This is a genomic window from Roseateles sp., from assembly GCF_965229315.1.
Taxonomy (GTDB): Bacteria; Pseudomonadota; Gammaproteobacteria; order Burkholderiales; family Burkholderiaceae_C; genus Pelomonas.
Genome location: NZ_CBDDJA010000002.1, coordinates 4,005,330 through 4,030,920, shown reverse-complemented (window position 1 = coordinate 4,030,920; position 25,591 = coordinate 4,005,330). Strand labels below are relative to the sequence as shown.

The following is a 25,591-nucleotide window of genomic DNA, read 5'->3' as shown; positions in this document are numbered from 1 at the left end:
TCCGCTTGACACGCGGTTAACTTCGCGGCTCCCCCCTAGAAAAACGTTGAGGAGACTCCCATGGCCACCATCGCTGCCGACCAGCTCGCCCTGCCACGCCTGTACCACTGGGAGCGCACGGCGGCCCACCGCGTCACGCTGACGCAGCCCATGGGAGGTGCCGAGGTCAAGGACTACACCTGGGCCCAGGTCGGCGAGCAGGTGCGCCGCATGGCCGCGTTCCTGAAGGCCAAAGGCGCCGCGGAAGGCTGGCCGGCCGACGCCAAGGTGGCCATCCTGTCCAAGAACTGCGCCTGGTGGCTGATGAGCGACCTGGCCATCTGGATGGCCGGTTATGTGTCGGTACCGCTGTACCCGACGCTGGCGGCCGGCACCATCGCGCAGATCCTCGCCCACAGCGAGGCGCGCTTCGTCTTCATCGGCAAGCTCGACGGCTGGGAGGGCATGAAGCCCGGCGTGCCCGCCGCCCTGCCCGGTGCGAGCTACGCGCTGTCGCCCGACGACGCGAAGCAGGCCTACGAAGGCTGGGACGCGATCTGCGCGCGCACCGAGCCGCTCAAGGGCGAGCCGCTGCGCGGCGCGGACGAGCTGTGCACGCTGATCTACACCTCCGGCACCACCGGCAACCCCAAGGGCGTGATGCACAGCTTCGGCGGCTTCGGCTGGGCGGTGGAGGAGGGCATGAAGCGCTTCCACATGACCGCCGCGGACCGCATGCTGTCCTACCTGCCGCTGGCCCACGTGGCCGAGCGCGCGCTGGTGGAGCACGGCTGGCTGCTGACCGGCTGCCAGCTCTTCTTCGCCGAGTCGCTGGACACCTTCACGGCCGATCTGCAGCGCGCGCGCCCGACGGTGTTCTTCTCGGTGCCGCGGCTGTGGGTCAAGTTCCAGCAGGGCGTGCAGGCCAAGATGCCGCCGGCCAAGCTGAACCGGCTGCTGCGCCTGCCCCTCATCGGCGGCCTGGTGCGCCGCAAGATCATGAAGACGCTGGGGCTGGACCAGTGCCGCCTGGCCGTGGGCGGCGCCGCCCCCATGCCGGTGGCGCTGCTGGAGTGGTACGAGACGCTGGGCCTGCGCGTCAACGAGGGCTACGGCATGACCGAGAACCTGGCGCTGTCGCACATGACCGAGCCGGGCAAGCGCCAGTTCGGCACGGTGGGCCCGGCCTACCCCGGCGTGCAGACGCGCATCGACCCGGCCAGCGGTGAGCTGCAGATGCGCAGCCCGGCGCTGATGCTGGGCTACTACAAGGAGCCCGCGCTGACTGCCGACGCGCTGACGGCCGACGGCTGGCTGCGCACCGGCGACAAGGCCAGCCAGGACGCCGATGGCTGCGTGCGCATCACCGGCCGCGTGAAGGACTTGTTCAAGACCAGCAAGGGCAAGTACGTCGCGCCCGCACCCATCGAGGACAAGCTGGGCATGAACCCCGCCATCGAGGCCTGCTGCGTGGCCGGCGCCAACATGGGCCAGCCGCTGGGCATCGCGATGCTGTCGCCGCAGGGCCTGCAGCGCGCGACGAGCGACGCCGCCGGCCTGCAGGCCGAACTCGCGCAGCACCTGGACGCCGTCAACGCGCGGCTGGACCCGCACGAGCAGCTGGCCACGCTGGTGCTCATCAAGACGCCGTGGACGGTGGACAACGGCTTCATCACGCCCACCTTCAAGGTCAAGCGCAACCGCATCGAGGAGGCCTATGGCGCCAAGTTCGATGCATGGGCGGTCCGGCGGGCGAAGGTGCAGTTCGGGGATTGAAGCCCTCGCCCCGTCGCGACGCGCTGAACGGGTGGGGCACCAGCGCTATCCTGGGCCGGCTTGGGAGCGGCCCGGCGCTCGGCCCGCTGGGGTCATGGGTCAACTGGCTTGGACGTGATGGCTGACAACGCCGAGATCGAGCTGAAGTTCCTCGTCCCGGCGGTGGCGCGGCAGGCGCTCGCAGCCGAGCTGGTGGCGCGAGGCACCGCGCAGCGCGCAGCGCTGACCGCCAGCTATCTGGACACGCCGGACCAGCGCCTGGCCCGCGCCGGCCTGGCCTGGCGCATGCGCCGCGAAGGCGGGCGCTGGGTGCAGGCGCTGAAGGGGGCCGGCGGCGGCGCCCTGGAACGCTTCGAGCACGAAGCGGAGCGACCCGACGCCAGCCCCGACCCGGCCGCGCATGCCGCCACGGCGCCGGGCCAGAAGCTGCTCAAGCTGCTGGGCCAGGCGCACGAGGACGGCCAGGCGGTGGGCGTGCGCTTCCAGACCGAGGTGCGGCGGCTCGTGCGGCGCGTGCGCACGCGCGGCGCCGTCGTCGACATCGCGCTGGATGAGGGCCGGGTCACGGCGGGCAGCGTGGCCCGGCCGATCCGCGAGGTCGAGTTCGAGCTGGTGTCCGGCTCGCCCGCCGCGATGCTGGCGCTGGTGGCGCGCTGGCGCCAGCGTTTCGGCCTGGTCTACGACCCGCACAACAAGGCCGAGCGCGGCCACCGGCTCGCGGCGGGCGAGCCGCATCCGCCGCTGCGCAAGGCGATGCCGCCGCGCTACGACACCGCCGCCACGCCGCTGGACGCCTTCGGCGCGGTGTTCGACGAATGCCTGGCCCACGTCAGCCGCAATGCCATCGGGCTGGCCGAGGGCGATGCCGGACGGCGCCCCGGCCACGTGCACCAGATGCGCGTGGGCCTGCGCCGGCTGCGCAGCGCGCTGCGCGCCTTCCGGGGCTGGGTGGCGGAGCCGCCCGCCGAACTGGTGCAGGGGCTGCGCACGCTGTCCGCCGAACTGGGCCGCGCGCGCGACCGCGACGTGCTGGACAGCGGCGTGGCGGCCGAGCTGGCGCGGGCCGGTGCGCCGCCGCTGACCAGCGAAGTGCCCCATCTGCCTGACCTGCCCGACCTGCCGGCGCTGATCCGCGGTGACGCCACGCAGCGGCTGCTGCTGGCCTGCATCGCCTGGCGCGCCGGCCTGGCACCGGGCGAAACGCCGCCAGGCTCGCTGAAGCACCTCGCGCGCCACCGCCTGCGCCGCTGGCACCGGCGCATCGTGCAGCGCTGCCAGGCCTTCGACGAGCTGGACCTGCCGGCGCTGCACGAACTGCGCAAGGACGTGAAACGCCAGCGCTACGCCCTCGAGTTCTTCGCGCCGCTGCTGCCGAAGAAGCGCACCGCCCGCCAGATGAAGACATGGGCCACGGCCCAGCGGGTGCTGGGCGAAGTCAACGATCTGCACACCGCCCGCGATGGCTACCAGGCCCTGGTGGCCCGCGACCCGGCCGCCTGGTTCGCGGTCGGCTGGGTGACGGCGCGGCTGGCCGAGGCCCGCGAGCAGGCCCGCGTCGAACTCATGCAAGGCGCCGCTGTGTGAACTTGTTTTAAGGCTGGCTTGCGCTTCACTTGCGGGCAACATCGTTTGACATGGCCGTGCCCACACGCCGCCCTAAACTGGCCAGCCCTGCACCGCACGAGCCCGCCGCCATGAAGTCCCTGCGACCGTTGCTGATCGCCGCCGCCGTCGCGATGCCCTGCCTGCTGCCGTCTGCGCCCGTGTCGGCCCAGAGCGTGGCCGACACCGAAGCCCGCGTCATCGTGCGCTTCAAGCCCCAGGCGGACAGCGTGCGCGCCAAGGCGCTCAGCGTGCGGGCCAGCCGCGCCGAGGCGCACGACGTGGCGCAGACGCGCGCCACCGCGCTGGGCCTGCGCACCGGGCAGCGCCTGGCGGCCGGCCTGAGCCTGGATGACCGCACGCACGTGCTCTTCGCCCACGGCCTGACCGGCGCGCAGCTCGCCAGGCGCCTGGCGGCCGACCCCGAGGTCGAGCTGGTGGCCGTGGACGAGCGCCGCAAGCACACGCTGCTGCCCAACGACCCGCTGTTCGGCGGCGCCACGGTGAACGCCGAGACGACGGTCAGCGGTGCTCAGAGCCGCACCATCGACCAGTGGTACCTGAAGGCGCCAGCCACCGCAACGAACACTGCAGTCGTGTCCAGCATCAACGCGCCAGCTGCGTGGGATATCACCCCAGGCTCTTCCGGCGTTGTCATTGCGGTAATCGACACCGGCGTTCGCATGGACCATCCAGACCTAGCGGGGCAGTTCGTCAGCGGCTACGACATGATCGGCTACGGCACGTCTTCGTCGGCGACGGCGGTCGCCATCGCCAACGACGGCGACGGCCCGGACGCCGACCCGTCCGATCCCGGTGACTGGGTATCGCAGGCCGACATCGCGGCCGGCACGCTGGGCAGCGGCTGCACGACCGCCGACATCAGCAACAGCTCCTGGCACGGCACGCGCGTGTCGGGCCTGATCGCCGCAAGTACCAATAACACGCTGGGTATGGCGGGTGTCGGGCGGTTCAAGATCCTGCCGGTGCGCGTGCTTGGCAAGTGCGGCGGCTACGACAGCGACATCATTGTGGGCATGAGATGGGCAGTGGGCATCTCTATCCCGGGCATGCCGATCAACGCCAACAAGGCCAAGGTGCTGAACATGAGCCTCGGTGGCAGCGGCACCTGCGGCACTACCGGCACAGGTAAGTTGTACCGCGACGTCATTGCAGAGGTCAACGCGACGGGCGCCACCATCGTCGTCGCGGCTGGTAACTCCGAAGGGTTGGCCGTGGGCCTGCCGGGCAACTGCCCCAACGTCGTCACGGTGGCGGCGCTGCGCCACGTCGGCACCAAGGTCGGCTTCTCCAGCCTGGGCCCGGAGGTGACCATCTCGGCGCCTGGGGGTAACTGCATCAACACCGGCACCAACCAGCCCTGCCTGTACCCGATGATCAGCGTAACCAATAGTGGTACGACGACGCCGGTGGTCGCCGATGACGCTTACACGGGTAGCCAGTCGTCGGTTGGCACGAGTTTTTCTGCCCCCATCGTCAGCGGCATCGTTGGGCTCATGGCCTCGGTGCGACCTGGCCTCACGTCGGCTGAAGCGATATCCATTTTGAGAAGCACTGCGCGGGCATTTCCAACCACGGGCAGTGGCAGTAACCCCAACCCCTTGCAATGCGCGGCGCCGCGTTCGACGGTGCAGGACGAGTGCTATTGCACGACCAGCACTTGCGGCGCGGGCATGGTGGACGCGAGCGCTGCAGTCGCGGCCGCGCTGGCATTGAGTGGCGGGGCCGTAACGATCACGGAATCTCCCGCCAGAGGCCTGACGGCTGGACAGACGCTGACGTTGACAGCTAATGCCATCGGACTGCCTAGCAATCGGACGATTGCATCGACTGCATGGACCGTAGTGTCCGGCGGAGGTGTCGTGAGCAGCTTCGCGTCCACGAACACGACTACGGCAACTGTCGTGCCCTCCGGTGCTGGCACGTTCACAGTCCGAGCGGATTCGACGGACAACTTCGGTACGGTCTACACGCAGACGGCCATCGTCACAGCCGCGGCGGCCGCGACGAGCGGCGGCAGCACGACGACGCCCACCGACAGCAGCGGTGGTGGCGGTGGTGCCATGAGCGCCGTGTGGCTGGCGCTGCTGGCCACTGCGGCGCTGGCGCTGCGGCCGCGCCGCAAGCCTGAGCCTGTTGCCGTTCGTTCAGTGCGAGGCCGCTGACGCGGCCGGGGCGGCGCTGCAGGTCTTGAAGCCCACAGCCAGCGCCGGGTCCCGGGAGCCCTTGAGCTTGGCCGCCAGCAGGCCGTCGGCCTGCGCCAGCACGAGGCTGTGGCGGGACTGCGGCGCCTTCAGCGCCAGCACGCGCAGGCCCTTGAGGCCGCGCCTGTCCAGTGCCGCCAGGGCGGCTGCGGCCTCGGCTTGGCTGGGGTGGCGGCTGAGCACGAAGGCGGGCTGCTCGGCGGGCAGGCCCTCCAGTGGCTCGAAGGCGAGCTTGAGCTGCCGATAGGTGGCTTCCTTGCGGGCGCGGAAGTCCGGGTCGGCGAGCTTGATGGTCGCCACCCCCCACACGCCCGGCAGCTCGCTGCTGCGCACCTGCGGCTCGGCGCCCGTGGCGCGCAGCGCCGCCAGCGCGGCGGCCAGTGCGGCGTCGCCGTCCAGCGGACCCAGCTCCAGGCAGCTGCGCTGGCTCAACGCAGCCACGGCACTGGCCGCCAGCGGCTGGATGCGCTCGGGATGCTGCTGGGCCGCCAGTCGCTGCGGCTCGCGGCCCCCGTCGACGGGCAGGCCGGTCGCCGTGTCCAGCCAGCCGCGCGACCAGGCGAAGAACAGGCCGTTGACGGCCAGCAGCACGATCACCAGCACGCGCATCACGGGGGGGTCTCCAGTCGCAGGCTCAACTCGCCGCCGCTGACGGGCACGAGGCCGGCCGCGGTCTCCAGCAGCAGCTCACCACGCGCCGACACGCCGCGCGCGACGCCCGGCTGCTCGCCCACGCGCACGCGCTGATCCGCGGCGAGGTCGCGGCGCGCAAAGGCCGGCTGCCAGGGTGCAAAGCCCAGCGTGCCGAAGTCCGCCAGCATCGCCTGCAGCGCGGGCGCGAGGCGGTCCAGCGTTGCGGCGGCCGTGGCGGCCGGGTGCAGGGCCTGCAGCGCCGCGTGGCCGCTGGCGAAGGCGCTGCGGTCCACGTCGGCCGGCAGCGGCAGCAGGTTGATGCCGATGCCGATGACCACGCCGCGGCGCTCGGCCGGCAAGGGCACGGTCTCGATGAGGATGCCGCCCAGCTTGGCGCCGTCCAGGAACAGGTCGTTGGGCCACTTCAGGCGGATGCGCTCGCCCGACGGGTCCAGCACATCGGCCACCGTGCAGCCCACGGCCAGCGAAAGGCCGGACAGGTCCAGTTCGGCGGGCAGCGCGAAGGCGACAGAGAACGTCAGCGCTGCATCGTCCGACTGCCAGGCCCGGCCCAGGCGGCCGCGGCCGGCGGTCTGGCGGCTGGCCGACAGCACCAGCGGGCCGCCGCCGTCACGCAGGTGTTGCAGCGCCTCGGTGTTGGTCGAGCCGCATTCGGCGAGGTGGCGGCGTTCCACAGCGTCTTCAGCGTTTCGGCGCGAGCATGGTGCCGCGGCAGGTCAGCGCGCCACACCAGCAGGCGAACTGCTTCTTGACCTTGGCCGTGTGGCGCTCGTCCAGCACCAGGCCGTAGTCGTAGAACAGTTCCTCGCCCGGCGCCAGGTCGCGCAGCGCCTTGATGAAGACGCGGCCGTCGACTTCCTCGGCCTCGCAGTTGGGCTCGCAGGCGTGGTTGATCCAGCGCGCGTTGTTGCCGCCATGCAGCGCGTCGATGACCTCGCCGGTGTCCAGGTGGAAATAGAAGGTGTGGTGGGGCTGCGCGGGGTCGTGCGGGTGGCGCGCCTCGGCCACCGCCCATGAGATGCGCTCGCCGGTGTACTCGATGATGCGCGCGCCGGCGGCGATGGGCGCCACCGCGTAGACCCCGCGGCCGTGCACGCCGGAGTCACGGACCTCGATCTTGCGGCGTGGGGCAGGGCGCGGGGATTTGGCGGTCATCGGCGCTGTGGTACGGTGAATTCATGGGTGCGCGTGCGTGTGTGCGTGCGCGAGGCCCGGATTGTAGGCAGGGGATTTTGAGTCCCCCGCCCTAGGGAAGACCGAGAGACACGACCTGATGAGCAAGACCCTGATCATTGCCGAGAAGCCTTCCGTCGCACAGGACATCGTCCGCGCGCTGACCCCCGTGGCGGGCAAGTTCGACAAGCACGACGACCACTTCGAGAACGAGACCTACGTCGTCAGCTCCGCGGTGGGGCACCTGGTCGAGATCGCGGCGCCGGAAGAGTTCGACGTCAAGCGCGGCAAGTGGAGCTTCAACAACCTCCCTGTCATCCCGCCGCACTTCGACCTCAACCCCATCGACAAGAACAAGGGGCGGCTGAACGCGCTGACCAAGCTGATCCGCCGCAAGGACGTGACAGCACTGATCAATGCCTGCGACGCGGGCCGCGAGGGCGAGCTGATCTTCCGTTTGATCGAGCAGTACGCGACGCCGGCCAAGGGGCCGCTGAACAAGCCCATCCAGCGGCTGTGGCTGCAGTCCATGACGCCCGCGGCCATCCGCGACGGCTTCGAGAAGCTGCGCAGCGACGAGCAGATGCTGCCGCTGGCCGACGCCGCGCGCTGCCGCTCCGAGGCCGACTGGCTGGTGGGCATCAACGGCACGCGGGCGATGACCGCGTTCAACTCGCGCGACGGTGGCTTCTTCCTGACCACCGTGGGCCGCGTGCAGACGCCGACGCTGTCGGTCGTGGTCGAGCGGGAAGAGAAGATCCGCAAGCACGTCGCCCGCGACTACTGGGAGCTGCGCGCCAACTTCGACGCCCAGGCCGGCCAGTACGAAGGCAAGTGGTTCGACCCCGCCTGGAAGAAGAACGACGACCTGGAGCGCCGCGCCGACCGGATGTGGAACGCGGCCGACGCCGAGGCCATCGCCAAGGCGGTGCTCGGCAAGCCGGCCACGGTGACTGAGGAGAGCAAGCCCAGCACGACCAGCTGCGGCGGGCTGTACGACCTGACGACGCTGCAGCGCGAGGCCAACTCGCGCTTCGGTTTCTCGGCCAAGACGACGCTGTCCATCGCGCAGGCGCTGTACGAGAAGCACAAGGTGCTGACCTACCCGCGGACGGACTCGCGCTTCCTGCCCGAGGACTACCTGGCCGTCGCCAAGGACACGGCCAAGATGCTGGCGACGGAAGACCTGCCTGGCCCCTTGAGCGCGCTGTCGCAGCATGCGGCCAAGGCGCTGAAGGAGGGCTACATCAAGCCGACCAAGAAGGTGTTCGACAACGCCAAGGTGTCGGACCACTTCGCCATCATCCCGACGCTGCAGGCGCCCAAGGCGCTGACCGAGATCGAGGCCAAGCTGTACGACATGGTGGTCAAGCGCTTCCTCGGCGTGTTCTTTCCGCCGGCCGAGTTCCTGGTCACGACGCGCATCTCCAAAGTGCTGGACAAGCACCATTTCCAGACCAACGGCAAGGTGCTCGTCAAGCCGGGCTGGCTGGCCGTCTACGGCAAGGACGTGGACGACGAGGACGCCAACCTCGTGCCGGTGCAGACCGGCGAGGTCGTGCGCACCGAGAGCGTGGACGTGAAGGCGCTGCAGACCAAGCCGCCGGCGCGCTACACCGAGGCGACGCTGCTGAGCGCAATGGAAGGCGCCGGCAAGCTCATCGACGACGACGAGCTGCGCGAGGCCATGGCCGAGAAGGGCCTGGGCACGCCGGCCACGCGCGCGGCGACCATCGAAGGCCTGATCAGCGAGAAGTACATGCTGCGCGAAGGCCGCGAGCTGATTCCCACGGCCAAGGCCTTCCAGCTGATGACGCTGCTGCGCGGCCTGGAGGTGGAAGACCTGACGAGACCTGAGCTGACCGGCGACTGGGAAAGCAAGCTGGCCCAGATGGAAAAGGGCAAGCTCAAGCGCGAGGTCTTCATGGCCGAGATCGCGGCCATGACCGAGAAGATGGTCGCCAAGGCCAAGGGCTATGACCGCGACACCATCCCGGGCGACTACGCGACGCTGAAGACGCCGTGCCCCAAGTGCAGCGGCGTCGTCAAGGAGAACTACCGCCGCTTCACCTGCACCGGCCAGCATGGCGACGGCAGCGACGCCTGCGGCTTCTCCATCGGCAAGATCCCGGGCGGGCGCAGCTTCGAGTTGAACGAGGTCGAGACCTTCCTGGCGAATAAGAAGATCGGTCCGCTGGAGGGCTTCCGCTCCAAGGCGGGCTGGCCGTTCACGGCCGAGCTGGCGCTGGTGTTCGACCCCGAGATCGACAACTGGAAGCTGGAGTTCGACTTCGGCGAGGACGCCAAGAAGGCCGAAGGCGACGGCGAGCCGGTGGACTTCAGCGGCCAGAACTCGCTGGGCGCCTGCCCCAAGTGCGCCGGCCATGTCTACGAGCACGGCAGCAACTACGTCTGCGAGCACGCCGTGGGCGACAAGGTGACCTGCGACTTCAAGACCGGCAAGGTCATCCTGACCCAGCCCATCGAGCCGGCGCAGGTGCACAAGCTGCTGAGCACGGGCAAGACCGACCTGCTGGAGAACTTCGTCTCCAACAAGACCCGCCGCAAGTTCAAGGCCTTCCTGGCCTACGACAAGAAGGAAGGCAAGGTCATCTTCGAGTTCGAGCCGCGCGCGGCCAAGGCGCCGCCGGCGAAGAAGGCCGCCGCGAAAAAGACGTCGGCCAAGGCTTGACCGGCGTTCCTGGCGCACGGGCTGCAGGACTTATGCTCGCCGCGCCGGGCCTGGGCAGGCCGCTGAGGGAGGGCAGGGGATGGCGTTGACGCCGATCAACATCGGAATACAGACGCGCATGACCGCCGGCATCGCGCTGGTCGCCAGCCTGCTGGTGCTGGCGGTCGGCTGGTACTGGACCAGCCACGAGGAGGACGAGCTGATGGCGTCGCTGCGCCAGCGCGAGTCGCGCATGGCCGGCCTCATCGAACGCAGCTTCGCCGGCCCGATCTGGAACCTGGACCACGTCGCCATCGAGAACCTGCTCGACGCCGTCATGGCCGACCCCGAGGTGCAGGCCATCGAGCTCCAGGGGCTGGGCCTGCACGGCGGCAAGACGCAGCGCGTGCGCAGCACACCGGCCAGCGGGCCGGACAGCGCACAGCTCAGGCGCGAGTTCGGCATCACCTACCAGCCCGCGGCAGATGCGCCCGGCACGCAGGTCGCCACCGCCGTGCTGGTCTACACGCGCGAGCTCATCGACGAGCAGATCAGCCGCACGCGGCTGTTCGTCGTGGAGCTGCTGGCCGTCGTGATGGCGGGCATCGTCATCGCCAGCTCGCTGCTGGTGCACTTCCTGGTGCGACGGCCGGTCGCGCGGCTCGGCGCGCTCGCCCAGCGGGTGGCCAAGGGCGACCTGGGCGCGCAGGAACCGGTGGAACGCGGCGACGAGATCGGCGAGCTGACGAAGCGCTTCAACGCCATGAGCCTGAAGCTGCGCAGCGCGGCCGACCAGGTGCAGCTCAGCTCCGACGGGCTGCGTGCCAGCGAGGCCCGCTACCGCAGCCTGTTCGAGAACGCGACCGAGGGCATCTTCCAGGCCGACGCCCAGGGCCGCATGCTGGGCATGAACCGCGCCTTCACGCAGATGCTGGGCCTGGGGTCGGGTGTGCAGAGCCCCGTGGGCCGGCGCCTGCGCGAGCTGACCGGCATCGGCCGGCGCGAGATGCTGCGCGTGGCGGCCGTCCTGAATGAGCAGGGGAAGATCCAGCAGGCCCAGCTGCAGCTGCGCGGCGCCGGGGGCCGGCCGCTGTGGGTGGAGCTGAACGCGCACTGGGTGGAGGCCGAGGGGGCCGACGGCGGGCGCGGCCAGCGCCGCATCGAGGGCATGGTCAGCGACATCTCGCTGCGTCGCCAGGCCGAGGCCGAACTGACGCGCCACCGCGACCATCTCGAAGACCTCGTCGCCGAGCGCACGGCCGAGCTGCAGGAGGCCAAGGCGCGCGCCGAGGCCGCCAACTTCGCCAAGGGCCGCTTCCTCGCGACCATGAGCCACGAGTTCCGCACGCCGCTGAACGCCATCCTCGGCTTCACGCAGCTGATGCAGATGGACGCCACCATTCCCGCCGGCCAGCAGGCCAAGCTGCAGCTGATGCGCGACTCGGGCCTGCACCTGCTGGAGCTGATCAACGACGTGCTGGACATGGCCAGCATCGAGGCTGGCAAGGTCAGCCTGAAGCCCGCGCTGGTGGACCTGCGCGCGCTGCTGGACATGGCCTGCGACAGCGTGCGCCTGCGTGCCGAGCAGAAGGAGCTCGATTTCTCGCTGGCCGTGGATGCGACGCTGCCGGCGCGCGTGGTCGTGGATGGCCAGCGCCTGCGCCAGGTGCTGCTCAACCTGCTGGCCAATGCGGTCAAGTTCACCGACACGGGCAGCGTGCAGCTCGCCGCCCGCGTCGTGGCGCAGGACGCCACGCAGGTGCGGCTGAGCCTGGAGATCATCGACACCGGCATCGGCATGACGCCGGCCCAGCAGGCGCGCCTGTTCCAGGCGTTCGAGCAGGTCTCAGATGCCTCCCGCCACCTCGGCGGCACGGGCCTGGGCCTGTCCATCAGCCAGCAGCTCGTGCGGCTGATGGGCAGCCAGATCGTCGTGCAGAGCACGGCCGGCCAAGGCAGCACCTTCGCGTTCGAGTTGAGACTACCCCTGGCATGACGCGCTCCGCTGCGTTGCGGGCCGCGCGCCGGGCCGCTCCCAAGCCGGCCCGCGCTGGCGATGTGCTTGCCGGTCAATCCGGCAAGCATCGCCGTCCCCCCGGGGGACCGACCAGCCCTGCCGGCGTTCAGCGCGGCGGGGCTGGGCGAGGGGCACGATGACCTGGGCGATCGCGTTCAAGCTGCTGGCGATCCTGGTGGCCGTGGCCATCGGCTGGGCGGTGGGCCGCATGCGCTGGCTGGGCGGCGGCGCGGCCGGCAGCGACAGTGACCCCGCCCGTGTGCTGGCCAACGCCGCCTTCTACATCTTCGTGCCGGCGCTGCTGTTCCGCACCACGGCGCGGCTGGACACCGCCACGCTGCCCTGGGCCTTCCTGGGCGCGTTCTTCGTGCCGGTGCTGGTGCTGATCGCGCTGATGTACGCGCTGTACCGCTGGCGGCGCCAGCCCGGCGACAACGTCGTGCTGCCCAGCATCAAGGCCATCACGGCGGGCTTCGGCAACACGCTGCAGATCGGCCTGCCGGTCGCGGCCGGCGTGTTCGGCGAGCAGGGCCTGGCCATCCACATCGCGGTCGTCAGCCTGCATGCGCTGTCCATCCTGACGCTGCTGACGGCCCTCGTCGAGCTGGACCTGGCACGCGAACGCCGCACCGGCAACCTCGCCGCGACGCTGCTGCAGACCGTGCGCAACACCGTCATCCACCCGGTGGTGCTGCCGGTGCTGGCGGGCCTGGCGTGGAGCGCCACGGGCCTGGCGCTGCCGGCCGTGGCCGACGAGGTGCTGCAGAGCCTGGGCACGGCCGTCGTGCCGCTGTGCCTGACGCTGATCGGCATGTCGCTGGCCTACTACGGCTGGCCGCGCACCTGGCATGGCCTGGCCGGGCTGGTGGCGGCCAAGCTGGTGCTGATGCCGGCCCTCGTGCTGGGCATCGCGCACTGGGGACTGGGCCTGGACGGCATGCCACTGGCCGTCATCGTCATGATCGCGGCGCTGCCCACCGGCTCCAACGCGCTGATCTTCGCGCAGCGCTACCGCGCACTGGAGGCCGAGGTGACGGCCGCGACCGTCATCTCCACCATTCTTTACGTCGCCACCGCGCCGGCGTGGCTGGCGCTGCTGGCATGGTTGTCGCCCTGGTGAGGCCGTGGTGACTCCCGGCACTTCTGCCGGGTGGCCCGCCTGCCGCCCAATCCCTGCATCGCTCTTCGAGGACCGACCCGCATGAAAGCTCCCGCTCCCCGCCGCCTGGTGGCCCTGCTGGCCGTGGCCGGCGCCCTGTCGGCGGCGCTGCCCGGTGTGTCGGCACCCGTGGCCGCCGTCAGCACCGAGGCCGGTCAGCTGGCCGTGCGCCACGACAAGTTCACGCTGGCCAACGGCTTCGAGGTCATCCTGGTGGAAGACCACCGCCTGCCGCTGGTGGCCTTCAACCTGTGGGTGCATGCCGGGCCGCGCAACGAGGTCAAGGGCCAGACGGGTTTTGCCCACCTGTTCGAGCACCTGATGTTCGCCGGCAGCCGCCACGTGCCGCGCGGCGAGTTCGACAAATACATCGATGCCGCCGGCGGCACCGATGCCAACGGCACGACCAACTTCGACCGCACCAACTACTTCTTCACGCTGCCGTCCAACCAGCTGGAAAAAGGCCTGTGGCTGAAGGCCGACATGCTGGGCTGGATGATCGACGAGGTCGATTCGGTGGCGCTGGCCAACCAGCAGGACGTGGTGCGCAACGAGCGCCGCCAGAGCTTCGAGAACCGGCCCTACGGCATCGTCGAGGAGGCGATGTACCAGGCGCTTTACCCCGAGGGCCACCCGTATCGCGGCGCCGTCATCGGCTCGCACGCCGACATCCAGAGCATCCAGCTGGCCGACGTGAAGGCCTTCGCCCGCACCTACTACCGCCCCAACAACGCGACGCTGGTGCTGGCTGGCGACTTCGACCCCCGCCAGGCCCGCGCGCTGGTGCAGAAGTACTTCGGCACGCTCAAAGCCGGCCCCAAGCCGCCCGAGGTGCGCGTGGCCATGCCCGAGATCAAGTCGGAGCGCCGCCTCGTCGTCACGGACCGCATCGAGCTGAGCCGCCTGGACCTGGCGTGGCACACGCCGCCGATGTTCGCGGCCGGCGACGCGGAGCTGGACATCGCCTCGCACGTGCTGGGCGGCGGCAAGGCCAGCCGGCTCTACGGCCTGCTGGTGCGCGACAAGCAGCTCGCGCAGAGCGTGCAGGTGTCGCAGGAGTCGATGTCGCTGAGCTCGCTGTTCAACATCGAGATCGTGGCCCGCCCCGGCGCGTCGCTGGACGACATCGAGACGCTGGTGGACGCCGAGGTCGCCCGGCTTGCCACCACGCCGCCTTCTGAAGCCGAGATGGCGCAGGCACGCGCGACCATCCAGACGCAGCTGCTGCAGCGCATGGAGAAGGTCACGACGCTGGCGGACCTGGTGAACAGCTACAACCAGATGGCCGGCGACCCCGGCTATGTCGGCAAGGACCTGGCGCGCTACCGCGAGGCCACGCCGGCGGCGGTCAGCGCCGTGGTGGCGCAGTGGCTCAAGAAGGACCGCCGCGTCGTCGTGCAGGCGCAGCCGGGCCAGCAGATCCTGCCGCCCGAGGTGCCCACGCCCGAGATGCCCAAGCAGGCCGGCAAGGGCGAGCGCGAGTCGCTGAACGCCGCCGAGACCTGGCGCAACAAGGCCCCCGGCGCGGCCCGCGCCAAGCCGTTGACGCTGCCGGCCGCGCAGAGCTTCAAGCTCGCCAACGGCCTCACGGTCATCCACTCCCAAAAGGCCGGCCTGCCGCTGGTCAGCGCCAGCCTCGTGGTGCGCGCCGGCCATGGCGCCAACCCGGCCGGCCAGCCCGGCCTGGCGGGCTTTGTCGCCGCCATGCTGCCGGAGGGCACGGCGACGCGCAGCGCCCAGCAGATCGCCGGAGCCACCGCGGCGTTGGGCGCCACGCTGACGGCCCAGGCCGGTGGCGAAGAGGCGTCCATCGATTTCTCCGGCCTGAAGGCCAGCGCCCGCGACGGCTTCGGCCTGCTGGCCGACCTGGCGCTGAACCCTGCGTTCGCGGCGCCCGAGATCGAACGCGTCAAGGCGCAGCGACTGGCCGCGCTGGCGCAGACGCGTGAGCAGCCCGCGCTGCTGGCCAATGCCGTCGGCAACCGCGTGACCTACGGCGAAGGCCATCCGCTCGCGCTCAACCCGCTGGGTACCGAGGCCAGCATCAAGGCCGTCGACGCGGCCGCGCTGCATGCCTTTTGGCAGGCGCGGTACCGCCCCGAGCGCGCGGCGCTGGTCGTTTCCGGTGACCTGACCGAGGCCGAGCTGCGCGCGCTCGTCGAGCCGTTGTTCGGCGGCTGGAAGGGCGCCGGCGCAGCACCGGTCGCGCCGCCGCTGCCCGCGGCCCGGCCCATCGCGGCGCGCACCGTGGTCGTCGACAAGCCCGGCGCGCCGCAGACGGCGCTGGCCGTCGTGGCGCCCGGCCCGTTCGCGTCGGTGCCCGATGCGGCTGCCACCCAGCTGATGAACGCCGCGCTGGGCGGCCTGTTCACGTCGCGCATCAACACCCAGCTGCGCGAGGTCAAGGGCTACACCTACGGCATCTACTCCGGCTTCACGATGGGCCGCGAGCGCGGCCAGTTCGGCATCCGCGGCAGCGTGCGCACCGATGTGACCGGCGCGGCGCTGGCCGACATGTGGCAGGAGATCGCCGGCATGCGCGCCAAGCCCATGGGCGCGGCCGAACTCGGCCGCGTGCGCAACGCGCAGCTGCTGTCGCTGCCGGGCCTGTTCGACACCAACCTGGCCGTCGTGGCCGGCTATGCGGGCAACTGGTCCTGGGGCCTGCCGCTGACGGCCATCACCGACCTGCCCAGGCAGTACGGCGCTGTTACGTCGGCCGCCGCGCTGAAGGCGGCGCAGCAGCACCTCGACCCGGCGCAGTTGATCGTCGTCGCCGTGGGCGACAAGGCCAGCATCGTGCCGCAGCTGGAGGCCATCGGCCGCAAACCCGAGCTGCGCGACACCGAAGGCCGGCCGCTGCCGTAGCGGCGCCCGTGGCATGACCGACGTGAATCGACTGCAATCGGCGTTTCAGCGCCTGTATCTGCCGGCTGGCGGTGACCCGGACGGCGTGCGCGCGATGGTCATCGAGCTGACCGGTCCCGCCGACTGGGGCGCGCTGGGGCCGATGTGGCGCGGCGTGCAGGTGGACCTGCAGCTGCCCGCACCGGCCATCGCCGTGTCGGGCAGCGACGGGCTGCAGCTGTGGTTCTCGCTGCAGATGCCCGTGACGGCGGCGCGCGCGGCGGATTTTCTGGCGCGCCTGCGCGTGCACTATCTGCCGTGCATCGCGCCGGCACGCATCCGGTTGCGACCGTCGGCAACCGATGGTTCTCCCGGCGTGCCGCGCGTGCCCGCGCAATCGGCGTCCACCGGCAACTGGTCGGCGTTCGTGGCACCCGACCTCGCGCCGATCTTTGCCGACACGCCCTGGCTGGACGTCGAGCCTGGCGTCGAGGGGCAGGCCGACCTGCTCGCGCGGCTGGCCAGCATCAAGCCGGCGGCTTTCGAGGCGGCGATGCACGGCCTGCAGCCTGCGTCGGCCGGCCCATCGCCGGCCGACGCGCCGCCGATGGCCGCGGGCGCCGGGCCGGACGTGGACCCCCGGCGGTTTCTGCAGCAGGTGCTGAACGACGAGACGGTCGCGCTGGCCTTGAGGATCGATGCCGCCAAGGCCTTGCTGCAGGCCGCCCACCCATCGGCGCAGCGATGAACCGGTGCGCCCGGATACAACCGGCAGCATCGAGCCGGTGCACTTGGTGCAGACTCGCGTGATGACACTTCAGATCCATGACAACCCGCCCACACTGACGTCCGAACAGGCCCTGACAGGCTGGCACCGCGAGTTCTGCGTCGAGCTGTTGGGAGAAGGCCAGGCGCGCATCTTCCTGCGCGCGCTGGAATCGGCGTCACTCAAGGCCACGGAACTCCGTCAAGCCATCCTGTTCCACCGCGTGAGCGCGGGATTCGCCGACCTGAACGGCTGCGTCGAGGCCGCGCGCGGTCCGCTCGAACAACTGGCCAGCACGGCCGTGAGGCAGCTGCCCGGCAAGGACAACCTCTTCGCTGCCGTGGCCTACGACCGCGGTGCGTGGGATGCGGTCGTGAATGTCGTCGATGCCTGGCAGCGGCGCCAGCATGCGGCAGTTCGCTGAGGGCCGGGAGGTGCCGGCGCCAACGCCGCAACCGGCGCGACAAACGGGCCTGCAACAGGCCGGGCCGCGCGGTGGCCGGGCTCACCCGCAGGTGACGACCACGTTGTTGACTGCGTCTCCGAGGCTGTCCACGTTGCCGCTGCCGTTGCTGACGCTGCAGTTCTGGCCCGCGGGAGGGTTGAGCACCGTGACCTGATAGGCCGCCCCGGTCGAGTAGGTGTCGGCAAAGCTGAACTGGCCGTTGGCCTGCACCGGGAGCACGGTGATGCCGTCGCTGAGTGTCAGCGTGCCGCCCGCGGCCAAGCCGCTGACCGTGCCGCCCACGGTGCCGTTGGCGGAGCACACAACCGTGAGCGTCGTCACCGGTGTGGCCAGCGCATCGACGGTGCCGCCGGCGTTGGCCACGCTGCAGGACTGGCCGCTGGGCTGTGCCGCGATCGACACGTTGTAGCTGGCGCCGGCTGCAAAGGGATCGGCGAATGCGAAGCTGCCATTGGCGGCGATGCTGAGTGTGGTCGTTCCGTCGGTCACGCTCACCGTGGAGCCCGAGGCCAGGCCGACCACGTTCCCGCCGACGGTGGCGGTCGGTACGCAGGTGACCGAGATGTCGGAGACCGGGTCGCCGTTCGGGTCCACCGAGCCGGCCCCATTGCTGACACTGCAGGACTCGCCCGGCGGCTGGGCGGTGACCGTGACGTCGTAGGGGCTGCCGGCGCTGAGGCTGCCGTCGGCGAACTGGAAGCTGCCATTGCTGCTCAGGGCCATGGTCGTCGGCCCATCGCTGAGCGTCACGCTGGAGCCTGTGGCCAGCCCGCTGAGTGACCCGGACAGCGGGACGGTGCCGGTGCCGCCGCCACATGCGCTGAGGCTGCCCGCCAACAGGGCGGCGAGGGCCCAGCTCACGGATCGGTGTTGTGGGTGCATGGTGTTTCCTTGATGGCGTGGATGACGGATGGGGCTGAACCCGATGCACCACCGGTCCTCGATGGCGCATCGCAAGCATCGGGGCAGCGGCCGCTGCCTTTGTTGCGAGCGCCGCCTGCCGCATGACATCTGCAATGTCGATGGCCTCGCCTCAGGCAGGGGCTGTGCGGGCTGCTGCCCGACCGCCCCACTCAGCAAGGATGTCCGAGGTGCTTTGACAGTGCCGGCAAAGAAAAAGCACTTTGCCGTGAAGCTAAGTGCTTGATGCGCTTGGTGCGCCCGGTTGGGATCGAACCAACAACCCCTGCCTTCGGAGGGCAGTACTCTATCCATTGAGCTACGGGCGCGAAGCCTTGCATTCTAGCAGCGGGGTTCCCATGAGGCCGAGGCCCCATGGGGGCTGCCTATAATTGGTGGGTTTTGTGTCCCGCGCGGCGGGCACCGAAGCGACGACAAGGACCAACAAGAGGACTCCATGAGCGCCAGCCAAGATCACGATCACGACGAAGCCCACACGGGCCCGATCAAGACGCCCAAGCAACTGGCCTGGGCCGTGCTGTTTTCCTTCGTGGTGCCGGTGATCGTCATCATCCTTCTGGCCAACTACGTCACCACCGCCACCAAGCCGGCCGCCGGCACGGGCGCGCTGGAGGGCGAGGCGGTCGCCGGGCGCATTGCGCCGGTCGGCCATGTCGAGGTCAAGGATGTGAACGACGCGGCGTCCATGAAGACCGGCGAGCAGGTCTTCCAGGCCCAGTGCTCGGCCTGCCATGCGACCGGCGCCGCCGGTGCGCCCAAGCTGGGTGATGCGGCCGCCTGGGGCCCGCGCATCAAGAGCGGCGTCGAGGCGCTGCTGCACTCCGCGCTGGCGGGCAAGGGCAACATGGGCCCGCAGGGCGGTGGTGATTTCTCGGATTTCGAGATCCAGCGCGCGGTCGTCTACATGGCCAACCAGGGCGGCGCCAAGTTCGACGAACCCAAGATGCCGGCACCGGCCGCTTCGGCCGCGAACTGAGGCCTGCGCGCCCTCTTGAGAAGCCCGCCGCGAGCGGGCTTTTTCGCGCCTGCGCGCTTCAGCCGGGTTGCGGACGCAGCTGGTAGCCGTACAGCGCTGGCAGCTTGCCGGCGAAGCAGTCCTGCGGCACCCAACGGCCGCTCTCGACGGCCTCGGCAGCCAGCGCCATGTCCTGCGTGTGGACCAGGCCCGGCCCTAGGTCGGTGAGCAGGTAGAGGTGGCCGGCTTCGTCAAGGCAGGCCGACGCCACGTTCGCCTGCAGGCCGGTGTGCGTGAGCACACGGCCATCGGGCTGCAGGCGCCAGATCCACGGCGTGCATTCCAGCTCCACGTAGACGCGCTGCGGGCCGTTCTGGAAGAACCAGGCGCCGCGCTCGTCCGCCGCGTAGTTGCGGCCGATGAAGGCGAGCAGCTTGTCGTGTTCGATGCGGCTGCCCTTCACGCGCGGGAACGGGCCGGCCTGCTGGATACGGTCGTCGCGCATGTACCAGTCGCCGCGCGCGTCCAGCGCCAGCCAGCCGTAGCAATGCGGCACGTTGGGCCACTTCTTCAACGCGGCTTCGACGATGGGGTCCATCCGTGCCTCCGGGGGTCAGGTCTGTCTGCCGAGCCAGTCGCACACCTGCTGCGGCATGGTCAGCAGATGCCCGGGCAGCGTGCCCGCAGGGAAGCCCACGTGGCCGCCATGGCCGGGCTGCCAGAGCGTCACGTGTCGGCCCACGTCGGCCGCATGCGGCAGGCTGTGGCCGGGCACGAAGGGGTCGTTGCGCGCGTTCAGCACCAGCGCCGGGACGCGGATGCGGTGCAGGTGCGGCTTGGCGGCGGCGCGGGCCCAGTAGTCCTCGGTGCCCTTGAAGCCGTGCAGCGGCGCGGTGAAGAGGTTGTCGAAGTCGTAGATGGTCGACACGCGCTTCAGCCGCTCGCCGTCGAACAGCCCCGGGTGCTGCTGCAGCTTGCGCAGCGCCTTCGGGATCATCGTGCGCAGGAAGCGGCGCGCGTAGACCTGCTTGTTGAAGCCGCGGTCGATGGCCGCGCCGGCGGCGGCGAGGTCAATGGGCGAGCAGACGGCGCAGACGGCGTGCGCCACCTTCGCCGCCTCGCTGCCGGCCTCTTCGGCCCAGCGCAGCAGTGCATTGCCGCCCAGCGACACGCCGGCGGCGAGCAGCTTGGCGCCGTGGCGCTCGCGCAGACGATCCAGGATCCAGCCGACTTCCTCGTAGTCGCCCGAGTGGTAGGCGCGCGGCGCGTGGTTCAGCTCGCCGGAGCAGCCGCGGAAATGCGGCAGCGCCATCGCCCATCCGCGCTCGCGCGCGACGCTCGCGAAGGCGACGCTGGAATGGCTGGCGCGGTCGCCCTCCAAACCGTGAAAGAGCACGAACAGCGGGGCGCCTTCGGGCGCTCCTTCGAGGAAGTCGACGTCGATGAAGTCGCCATCGGGCGTGGCCCAGCGCTCGCGCGTCCAGCTCGGCGCGGGGCCGTCGTGCTGGCGGCTGAACAGGGCGGGCCAGATGGTCTGGACGTGGCCGCCGGGAAGCCAGCGGGGGGCGCGGTACTGCATGTCACGAGGCAAGAAAAGACGACGCTGATACTCGCACAGCCCGCGTCAACCCTGCTTGCTGCGGTGTAACCGTATTCAGTGCAAGGTGCCGGCGTCGGCCACCAGTTCCTGCACGTCGCCCGCGCTGCCGGGGCTGGCGTGGTGCAGCACCAGGCGCCAGCCCAGGGCGGTCTTGAGGTAGACGTTGGTGGCGATGACCCAGGCCGTGGGCGGGGCCTTGTCGGCCGGGGCGTGCAGTTGCACGCGCTCCAGCACATGGTGGATGGCGCAGTCGCCGCTGTGCAGCCGGCGCACGCGCTCGGGATGCACCTGCACCGCGCCGCGCTCGAAGACGGCCTGGAACGCCGCGCGGATGGCGGCCAGCCCGACGATGCGCGGGCCGCCCGGGTGCACGCAGGCGATCTCCTCGTCATCCGCCCACAGGGCCATCAGGTGGTCCAGGTCGGCATGCTGCAGCGCTTCGTAGAACTGCACCTCGGTGTCGTCGGGCGAGGCCAGCAGCACGGCCTGCTGTGCAGGGGTGCGGGGCATCAGTGGCCGCCGGACAGCACCTCGCCGGCCTTGAGCTTGTAGAGCGTGCCGCAATAGGGGCATTGGCCCTTGCCGCCGTGGGTGAGATCGATGAAGACGCGCGGGTGGGTGCTCCACAGCGCCATCTTGGGGTTGGGGCAGAAGACGCTGCCGTTGTCCTGGCAGTCCTTGGCGGTGACTTCGACGGTGGCGGCGGGGGCTTGGGTGGTGCTCATGGTTGTTCTCTTCAGACGGCGGTCAGCAGGCGGTGAGCCAGTGGGCGTACTTGGGGTTGCGGCCATTGACGATGTCGAAGAAGGCCGACTGGATCTTTTCGGTGATGGGGCCGCGCGAGCCCGCGTGGCTGCCGGTCCCGAGCTCGATGCGGTCCAGCTCGCGGATGGGCGTGACCTCGGCGGCGGTGCCGGTGAAGAAGGCCTCGTCGCAGATGTAGACCTCGTCGCGGGTGATGCGCTTCTCGACCAGCTTCAGGCCCAGGTCCTGGCAGATCGAGAAGATGGTGTTGCGCGTGATGCCGTTGAGCGCGCCGGCCGACAGGTCGGGCGTGTAGACCACGCCGTTCTTGATGACGAACAGGTTCTCGCCCGCGCCTTCGGAGACGAAGCCGGAGGCGTCCAGCAGCAGCGCCTCGTCGTAGCCGTCGTCGGTGGCTTCCATGTTGGCGAGGATGGAGTTGGTGTAGTTAGACACCGTCTTGGCCTGCGTCATGGTGATGTTGACGTGGTGGCGCGTGTAGGAGCTGGTCTTGACGCGGATGCCGCGCTTCATGCCCTCTTCGCCCAGGTAGGCGCCCCAGCTCCACGCGGCCACCATCAGGTGCACCTGGTTGCCCTTGGGGCTCACGCCCAGCTTCTCGGAGCCGATCCAGATCAGCGGGCGGATGTAGGCGCTCTTCAGGCCGTTGGCCTTGACGACCTCGCGCTGCGCGTCGTTGACCTGTTCCTGCGAGAACGGGATCTTCATGCGCAGGATCTTGCCGCTGTTGAACAGGCGCTGCGTGTGCTCCTGCAGCCGGAAGATGGCCGTGCCATTGACCGTGTCATAGGCGCGCACGCCCTCGAAAGCGCCGCAGCCGTAGTGCAGCGTGTGCGTCAGCACGTGGATCTTGGCATCGCGCCAGTCGACGAGTTCGCCGTCCATCCAGATCTTGCCGTCGCGGTCGTGCAGGGGGGCGGGGACCATCGGGTACTCCAGGGCTGGGGAAGAAAGACGGCGATTTTACGAAGTCGCGTCGGCCTGTGCCGCGCGCATCAACTGCCATTCGACGAGCTTGCCTTTCACCAGCTTGACTTGCACCGCGTCGCCGGCCGCGTCGCGCCAGACGAAGGTCTCCGGCGCCTGCTTCACACCCAGGCTGCCGGTCAGCGTGATCAGGTCGACCAGCTTCATGCCCGCGTGCAGCTTGGCTGACAGCATCACCGCATTAGCGACCGACCCCATCGGTGCAGCGCCCGCCATCTTCATGACGCGCATCAGCCGCGAGATCTGCAGCAGCAGCCAGAAGATGATGCCGGTCGTCGCGAAGATGGCGCCCTGCCAGCCGAGCAGCGCGCCGCCGGCCAGCAGCGCCAGCAACGCCAGCCCCACACCGATCCACGGGTTCATGCCTGCGGGTCCTTCGCACCGTCGGCGCGTTCCCAGGCATAGGCCCGCTCGACCTGGGCGACACGCACGCTGTAGTGTGCATACCAGTCGCTGCGCCCCGTGTCGCGGGCCACCTTGTGCTCGGCATGGCGGCGCCAGGCGAGGATGTCGTCGCTGCTGCGCCAGTACGACACCGTGATGCCCAGCCCGTCGTCGCCGCGCGCGCTCTCCATGCCCAGATACCCCGGCTGCTCTGCGGCCAAGGCCACCATGCGGTCCGCCATGTCGCCGTACCCGGCGTCCGTGGGCGTGCGCTGGCTGGTGAAGATGACGGCGTAGTAGGGAGGGGCGGGCAGTGCGCTCATGGCGCGCATCCTGCCATGGCGTCAGGCCGGCGGCGGCAGGCGCGTCACCTCGACGCTGTCGGCCGAGCGCGCGGTCGGCCCGTGGTAGACGGCCTCGATGTTGTTGCCATCCGGGTCCAGCACGAAGGCGGCGTAGTAGCCCGGGTGGTAGCGGCGCGGCCCCGGCCCGCCCTGGTCGCGACCGCCGGCGGCCAGCGTCATCGCGTGGAAGCGCTGCACCTCGGCCTCGCTGCGGGCCTGGAAAGCCAGGTGCACATGCGACACGCGGCCGTCGGCCTGGTCGACGTAGAACTCGTCCGCAAAAAAGCAGCCCGCCGCTTCGCCGAACGCATCCAGCCGGCCGATGGCGGCCAGCGCGGCGCGGTAGAAGCGCCGGCTGGCTGCCAGGTCGCTCACGCGCAGGTGCACGTGGTCGAGCAGTCGGCCGCAGTGCGCCATGACAGCCCCTAGCCGGGTACCTTGAGCAACAGGCAGCGCACCCACTGGCCCGACTCCAGCGCGGCCTGGTGGCCGGCCAGGAACTGCTCGGCCGTGGAGTTGCGCGCCGTGAAGCACATGCCGTGCAGGATGCCCATGCGCGGCACCGGCCGCGACCACTTGCGCTCGACGACGCCGTTGAACCACGACACCTGCTCGTCCGCCGCGTCCGCATCGGAGCGGCCCAGCAGCAGCACGACCTCGTAGCGCGCGTCGTCCAGCGGTTCGGAGGCGCTGGTCAGCACCTGCAGGCCGCCGTCGCTCATGTTCAGCACCAGGCCGGCCGGTCCCTGGCTGAACTGCACCGGCTTGAAGACCCAGCCGGGCAGGGACTCCGCGTCGTGCTGGGCGCCGAGAAAGTCGGTGCGGGCGAATTGCCTGAGATCGGCGTGATCGGACATGAGGCTTCCTCCGGTGCGAGGTCACTATCCTATGCAGTCTTTGGGCTGCCGTGCAGCATGCAAACCTGCGGTTGTCGTCAGACCAGGCCGCGCAGCACGTCGATGGCCTGCTCCACGCGCTCGACGGCATGGATGGTCAGTCCCTCGATGGCCTTCTTCGGCGCGTTGGCCTTGGGCACCACGGCGACGCTGAAGCCCAGCTTGGCTGCCTCCTTCAGCCGCTCCTGGCCGCGCGGCGCGGGGCGCACCTCGCCGGCCAGGCCCACCTCGCCGAAGGCGATGAAGCCTTTCGGCAGCGCCTTGCCGCGCAGGCTGCTCTGGATCGCCAGCATCACCGCCAGGTCGGCCGCCGGCTCGGTGATGCGCACGCCCCCCACCGCGTTGACGAACACGTCCTGGTCGCCGGTGGCCACACCGGCGTGGCGGTGCAGCACCGCCAGCAGCATCGCGAGACGATCCCGGTCCAGGCCCACCGAGAGCCGCCGTGGACTGACGCCGCCGCTGTCCACCAGCGCCTGCAGCTCCACCAGCAGCGGCCGCGTGCCTTCGAGCGTCACGAGCACGCAGCTGCCCGGCACCGGCTCGGCGTGCGTGGACAGGAAGATCGCGCTCGGGTTGGCCACGCCTTTCAGGCCCTTCTCCGTCATCGCGAACACGCCGATCTCGTTGACGGCGCCGAAGCGGTTCTTGATGGCGCGCACGAGGCGAAAGCTGCTGTGCGTGTCGCCCTCGAAATACAGCACCGTGTCGACGATGTGCTCCAGCACGCGCGGGCCGGCCAGCGCGCCCTCCTTGGTCACATGCCCCACCAGCACCATCGCGCAGCCGCGCGCCTTGGCCGTGCGCGTGAGTTGCGCCGCGCACTCGCGCACCTGGGCGACCGAGCCGGGCGCCGAGCTGAGCTGCTCGGAGTACATCGTCTGGATGGAGTCGATGACGCAGAAGTCGGGCGCCTCCACGTCGATGGTGGCGAGGATGCGCTCCAGGCTGATCTCGGCCATCACGCGCACCTGGGTGCCCGCCAGGCCCAGGCGGCGCGAGCGCATCGCGACCTGCGCGCCCGATTCCTCGCCGGTCACGTACAGCACCTTGACCGTCTGGCTCAGCGACTCGACGGCCTGCAGCAGCAGCGTGGACTTGCCGATGCCCGGGTCGCCACCGATCAGCACCACGCCGCCGGCGACGATGCCGCCGCCCAGCACGCGGTCCAGTTCCTCCTGGCCCGTGGGCGTGCGCTCGAAGTCACTGGCCTCGATGTCCGACAGCGTCGCCACCGGCTGGCTGCGGGCCAGCGACTGGTAGCGGTTCTTACCCGCAGCGGGCGCTTCAGCCACCGTCTCGGTCAGCGTGTTCCAGGCGCCGCAGTGCGGGCACTTGCCCAGCCACTTCGCGTTGGTGCCGCCGCATTCACTGCAGACGTAGAGGGATTTGTCCTTGGCCATG

Annotated in this window: 24 protein-coding genes and 1 tRNA gene; 10 read left to right on the top strand and 15 right to left on the bottom strand. The window is 70.2% G+C overall.

Annotation, left to right across the window (positions count from 1 at the left end):
• Nucleotides 1–60 precede the first annotated feature (60 nt).
• The 3 genes from ACO07H_RS23435 to ACO07H_RS23425 all read left to right on the top strand — a co-directional run bounded on the left by ACO07H_RS23435 (nt 61) and on the right by ACO07H_RS23425 (nt 5,543).
• Nucleotides 61–1,755, top strand: coding sequence for an AMP-binding protein (locus ACO07H_RS23435; RefSeq protein WP_422018563.1), 1,695 nt, complete (start codon nt 61–63; stop codon nt 1,753–1,755).
• A gap of 117 nt (nt 1,756–1,872) precedes the next feature.
• Nucleotides 1,873–3,339 (top strand): CHAD domain-containing protein, encoded by a 1,467-nt coding sequence (locus tag ACO07H_RS23430; protein ID WP_422018562.1) that lies wholly within the window; start codon nt 1,873–1,875, stop codon nt 3,337–3,339.
• Between the two features lie 110 nt (nt 3,340–3,449).
• A complete protein-coding gene (locus ACO07H_RS23425) occupies nt 3,450–5,543 on the top strand; it encodes a S8 family serine peptidase (protein WP_422018561.1) in 2,094 nt (697 codons plus the stop codon).
• Here ACO07H_RS23425 and ACO07H_RS23420 read toward each other — a convergent pair.
• From ACO07H_RS23420 to ACO07H_RS23410, 3 genes are read right to left on the bottom strand one after another with little or no spacing between them, the layout of a single operon-like run.
• Nucleotides 5,526–6,191, bottom strand: a complete 666-nt coding sequence (locus ACO07H_RS23420) for a hypothetical protein (protein WP_422018560.1) — start codon at nt 6,189–6,191, stop codon at nt 5,526–5,528. The two genes, ACO07H_RS23425 and ACO07H_RS23420, sit on opposite strands and share 18 nt — an antisense overlap.
• Nucleotides 6,191–6,910, bottom strand: a complete 720-nt coding sequence (locus tag ACO07H_RS23415; protein WP_422018559.1) for a biotin--[acetyl-CoA-carboxylase] ligase — start codon at nt 6,908–6,910, stop codon at nt 6,191–6,193. Before ACO07H_RS23415 ends, ACO07H_RS23420 begins: the two co-directional genes overlap by 1 nt.
• Before the next feature lie 7 nt (nt 6,911–6,917).
• Complete coding sequence (locus ACO07H_RS23410; protein WP_422018558.1) at nt 6,918–7,391, bottom strand: SET domain-containing protein; 474 nt, start codon at nt 7,389–7,391, stop codon at nt 6,918–6,920.
• Between the two features lie 118 nt (nt 7,392–7,509).
• Here ACO07H_RS23410 and ACO07H_RS23405 point away from each other — a divergent pair, with 118 nt between their 5' ends.
• The 6 genes from ACO07H_RS23405 (at nt 7,510) to ACO07H_RS23380 (ending at nt 17,293) form a co-directional block, all read left to right on the top strand.
• Nucleotides 7,510–10,101: a DNA topoisomerase III gene (locus ACO07H_RS23405; RefSeq protein WP_422018557.1), complete on the top strand. Its 2,592-nt coding sequence runs from the start codon at nt 7,510–7,512 to the stop codon at nt 10,099–10,101.
• A gap of 79 nt (nt 10,102–10,180) precedes the next feature.
• A complete protein-coding gene (locus ACO07H_RS23400; RefSeq protein ID WP_422018556.1) occupies nt 10,181–12,076 on the top strand; it encodes an ATP-binding protein in 1,896 nt (631 codons plus the stop codon).
• Between the two features lie 157 nt (nt 12,077–12,233).
• Nucleotides 12,234–13,217: an AEC family transporter gene (locus ACO07H_RS23395; protein ID WP_422018555.1), complete on the top strand. Its 984-nt coding sequence runs from the start codon at nt 12,234–12,236 to the stop codon at nt 13,215–13,217.
• 81 nt (nt 13,218–13,298) lie between these two features.
• Nucleotides 13,299–16,124, top strand: a complete 2,826-nt coding sequence (locus tag ACO07H_RS23390; RefSeq protein ID WP_422018554.1) for a M16 family metallopeptidase — start codon at nt 13,299–13,301, stop codon at nt 16,122–16,124.
• 22 nt (nt 16,125–16,146) lie between these two features.
• Nucleotides 16,147–16,851, top strand: coding sequence for a hypothetical protein (locus ACO07H_RS23385; protein ID WP_422018553.1), 705 nt, complete (start codon nt 16,147–16,149; stop codon nt 16,849–16,851).
• 61 nt (nt 16,852–16,912) lie between these two features.
• Complete coding sequence (locus ACO07H_RS23380) at nt 16,913–17,293, top strand: hypothetical protein (protein WP_422018552.1); 381 nt, start codon at nt 16,913–16,915, stop codon at nt 17,291–17,293.
• Nucleotides 17,294–17,374: 81 nt separating this feature from the next.
• Here ACO07H_RS23380 and ACO07H_RS23375 read toward each other — a convergent pair whose 3' ends face one another.
• Both ACO07H_RS23375 and ACO07H_RS23370 read right to left on the bottom strand, forming a co-directional pair.
• Nucleotides 17,375–18,196: a hypothetical protein gene (locus tag ACO07H_RS23375; protein WP_422018551.1), complete on the bottom strand. Its 822-nt coding sequence runs from the start codon at nt 18,194–18,196 to the stop codon at nt 17,375–17,377.
• A 292-nt stretch (nt 18,197–18,488) separates the two neighbouring features.
• A tRNA-Arg gene (locus tag ACO07H_RS23370) sits at nt 18,489–18,564 on the bottom strand.
• 128 nt (nt 18,565–18,692) lie between these two features.
• Here ACO07H_RS23370 and ACO07H_RS23365 point away from each other — a divergent pair.
• Nucleotides 18,693–19,232 carry a c-type cytochrome gene (locus ACO07H_RS23365; RefSeq protein ID WP_422018550.1) on the top strand — a complete coding sequence of 180 codons (540 nt, stop codon included), beginning with the start codon at nt 18,693–18,695 and terminating at the stop codon, nt 19,230–19,232.
• Between the two features lie 58 nt (nt 19,233–19,290).
• Here ACO07H_RS23365 and ACO07H_RS23360 read toward each other — a convergent pair whose 3' ends face one another.
• From ACO07H_RS23360 to radA, 10 genes are all read right to left on the bottom strand, one after another.
• Nucleotides 19,291–19,809, bottom strand: a complete 519-nt coding sequence (locus ACO07H_RS23360) for a DUF2946 family protein (protein ID WP_422018549.1) — start codon at nt 19,807–19,809, stop codon at nt 19,291–19,293.
• 15 nt (nt 19,810–19,824) lie between these two features.
• Nucleotides 19,825–20,790, bottom strand: coding sequence for a YheT family hydrolase (locus ACO07H_RS23355; RefSeq protein ID WP_422018548.1), 966 nt, complete (start codon nt 20,788–20,790; stop codon nt 19,825–19,827).
• Between the two features lie 75 nt (nt 20,791–20,865).
• A complete protein-coding gene (locus ACO07H_RS23350; RefSeq protein ID WP_422018547.1) occupies nt 20,866–21,321 on the bottom strand; it encodes a YybH family protein in 456 nt (151 codons plus the stop codon).
• Nucleotides 21,321–21,536, bottom strand: a complete 216-nt coding sequence (locus tag ACO07H_RS23345) for a zinc-finger domain-containing protein (RefSeq protein WP_422018546.1) — start codon at nt 21,534–21,536, stop codon at nt 21,321–21,323. Before ACO07H_RS23345 ends, ACO07H_RS23350 begins: the two co-directional genes overlap by 1 nt.
• Before the next feature lie 22 nt (nt 21,537–21,558).
• The gene (locus ACO07H_RS23340; protein WP_422018545.1) at nt 21,559–22,503 is read right to left on the bottom strand and encodes a branched-chain amino acid transaminase; all 945 of its coding nucleotides are present in this window, start codon (nt 22,501–22,503) and stop codon (nt 21,559–21,561) included.
• Nucleotides 22,504–22,539: 36 nt separating this feature from the next.
• A complete protein-coding gene (locus tag ACO07H_RS23335; RefSeq protein WP_422018544.1) occupies nt 22,540–22,926 on the bottom strand; it encodes a hypothetical protein in 387 nt (128 codons plus the stop codon).
• On the bottom strand, nt 22,923–23,270 hold the full coding sequence (locus ACO07H_RS23330; RefSeq protein WP_422018543.1) for an antibiotic biosynthesis monooxygenase family protein: 348 nt from the start codon (nt 23,268–23,270) through the stop codon (nt 22,923–22,925). The genes ACO07H_RS23335 and ACO07H_RS23330 overlap by 4 nt, the downstream gene beginning before the upstream one ends.
• A 21-nt stretch (nt 23,271–23,291) precedes the next feature.
• Nucleotides 23,292–23,708: a VOC family protein gene (locus ACO07H_RS23325; protein ID WP_422018542.1), complete on the bottom strand. Its 417-nt coding sequence runs from the start codon at nt 23,706–23,708 to the stop codon at nt 23,292–23,294.
• 8 nt (nt 23,709–23,716) lie between these two features.
• A complete protein-coding gene (locus ACO07H_RS23320; protein ID WP_422018541.1) occupies nt 23,717–24,148 on the bottom strand; it encodes a hypothetical protein in 432 nt (143 codons plus the stop codon).
• 77 nt (nt 24,149–24,225) lie between these two features.
• A complete protein-coding gene (radA, locus tag ACO07H_RS23315; RefSeq protein WP_422018540.1) occupies nt 24,226–25,590 on the bottom strand; it encodes a DNA repair protein RadA in 1,365 nt (454 codons plus the stop codon).
• Nucleotide 25,591: the final 1 nt, after the last annotated feature.

Coding starts and splice junctions, on each gene's coding strand:
- ACO07H_RS23435 (WP_422018563.1), top strand. CDS start 61: ATGGCCACCATCGCTGCCGACCAGCTCGCCCTGCCACGCCTGTACCAC.
- radA (WP_422018540.1), bottom strand. CDS start 25,590: ATGGCCAAGGACAAATCCCTCTACGTCTGCAGTGAATGCGGCGGCACC.
- ACO07H_RS23335 (WP_422018544.1), bottom strand. CDS start 22,926: ATGAACCCGTGGATCGGTGTGGGGCTGGCGTTGCTGGCGCTGCTGGCC.
- ACO07H_RS23365 (WP_422018550.1), top strand. CDS start 18,693: ATGAGCGCCAGCCAAGATCACGATCACGACGAAGCCCACACGGGCCCG.
- ACO07H_RS23340 (WP_422018545.1), bottom strand. CDS start 22,503: ATGGTCCCCGCCCCCCTGCACGACCGCGACGGCAAGATCTGGATGGAC.
- ACO07H_RS23320 (WP_422018541.1), bottom strand. CDS start 24,148: ATGTCCGATCACGCCGATCTCAGGCAATTCGCCCGCACCGACTTTCTC.
- ACO07H_RS23345 (WP_422018546.1), bottom strand. CDS start 21,536: ATGAGCACCACCCAAGCCCCCGCCGCCACCGTCGAAGTCACCGCCAAG.
- ACO07H_RS23395 (WP_422018555.1), top strand. CDS start 12,234: ATGACCTGGGCGATCGCGTTCAAGCTGCTGGCGATCCTGGTGGCCGTG.
- ACO07H_RS23330 (WP_422018543.1), bottom strand. CDS start 23,270: ATGAGCGCACTGCCCGCCCCTCCCTACTACGCCGTCATCTTCACCAGC.
- ACO07H_RS23325 (WP_422018542.1), bottom strand. CDS start 23,708: ATGGCGCACTGCGGCCGACTGCTCGACCACGTGCACCTGCGCGTGAGC.
- ACO07H_RS23430 (WP_422018562.1), top strand. CDS start 1,873: ATGGCTGACAACGCCGAGATCGAGCTGAAGTTCCTCGTCCCGGCGGTG.
- ACO07H_RS23410 (WP_422018558.1), bottom strand. CDS start 7,391: ATGACCGCCAAATCCCCGCGCCCTGCCCCACGCCGCAAGATCGAGGTC.
- ACO07H_RS23355 (WP_422018548.1), bottom strand. CDS start 20,790: ATGCAGTACCGCGCCCCCCGCTGGCTTCCCGGCGGCCACGTCCAGACC.
- ACO07H_RS23380 (WP_422018552.1), top strand. CDS start 16,913: ATGACACTTCAGATCCATGACAACCCGCCCACACTGACGTCCGAACAG.
- ACO07H_RS23420 (WP_422018560.1), bottom strand. CDS start 6,191: ATGCGCGTGCTGGTGATCGTGCTGCTGGCCGTCAACGGCCTGTTCTTC.
- ACO07H_RS23360 (WP_422018549.1), bottom strand. CDS start 19,809: ATGGACCCCATCGTCGAAGCCGCGTTGAAGAAGTGGCCCAACGTGCCG.
- ACO07H_RS23425 (WP_422018561.1), top strand. CDS start 3,450: ATGAAGTCCCTGCGACCGTTGCTGATCGCCGCCGCCGTCGCGATGCCC.
- ACO07H_RS23400 (WP_422018556.1), top strand. CDS start 10,181: ATGGCGTTGACGCCGATCAACATCGGAATACAGACGCGCATGACCGCC.
- ACO07H_RS23350 (WP_422018547.1), bottom strand. CDS start 21,321: ATGCCCCGCACCCCTGCACAGCAGGCCGTGCTGCTGGCCTCGCCCGAC.
- ACO07H_RS23390 (WP_422018554.1), top strand. CDS start 13,299: ATGAAAGCTCCCGCTCCCCGCCGCCTGGTGGCCCTGCTGGCCGTGGCC.
- ACO07H_RS23405 (WP_422018557.1), top strand. CDS start 7,510: ATGAGCAAGACCCTGATCATTGCCGAGAAGCCTTCCGTCGCACAGGAC.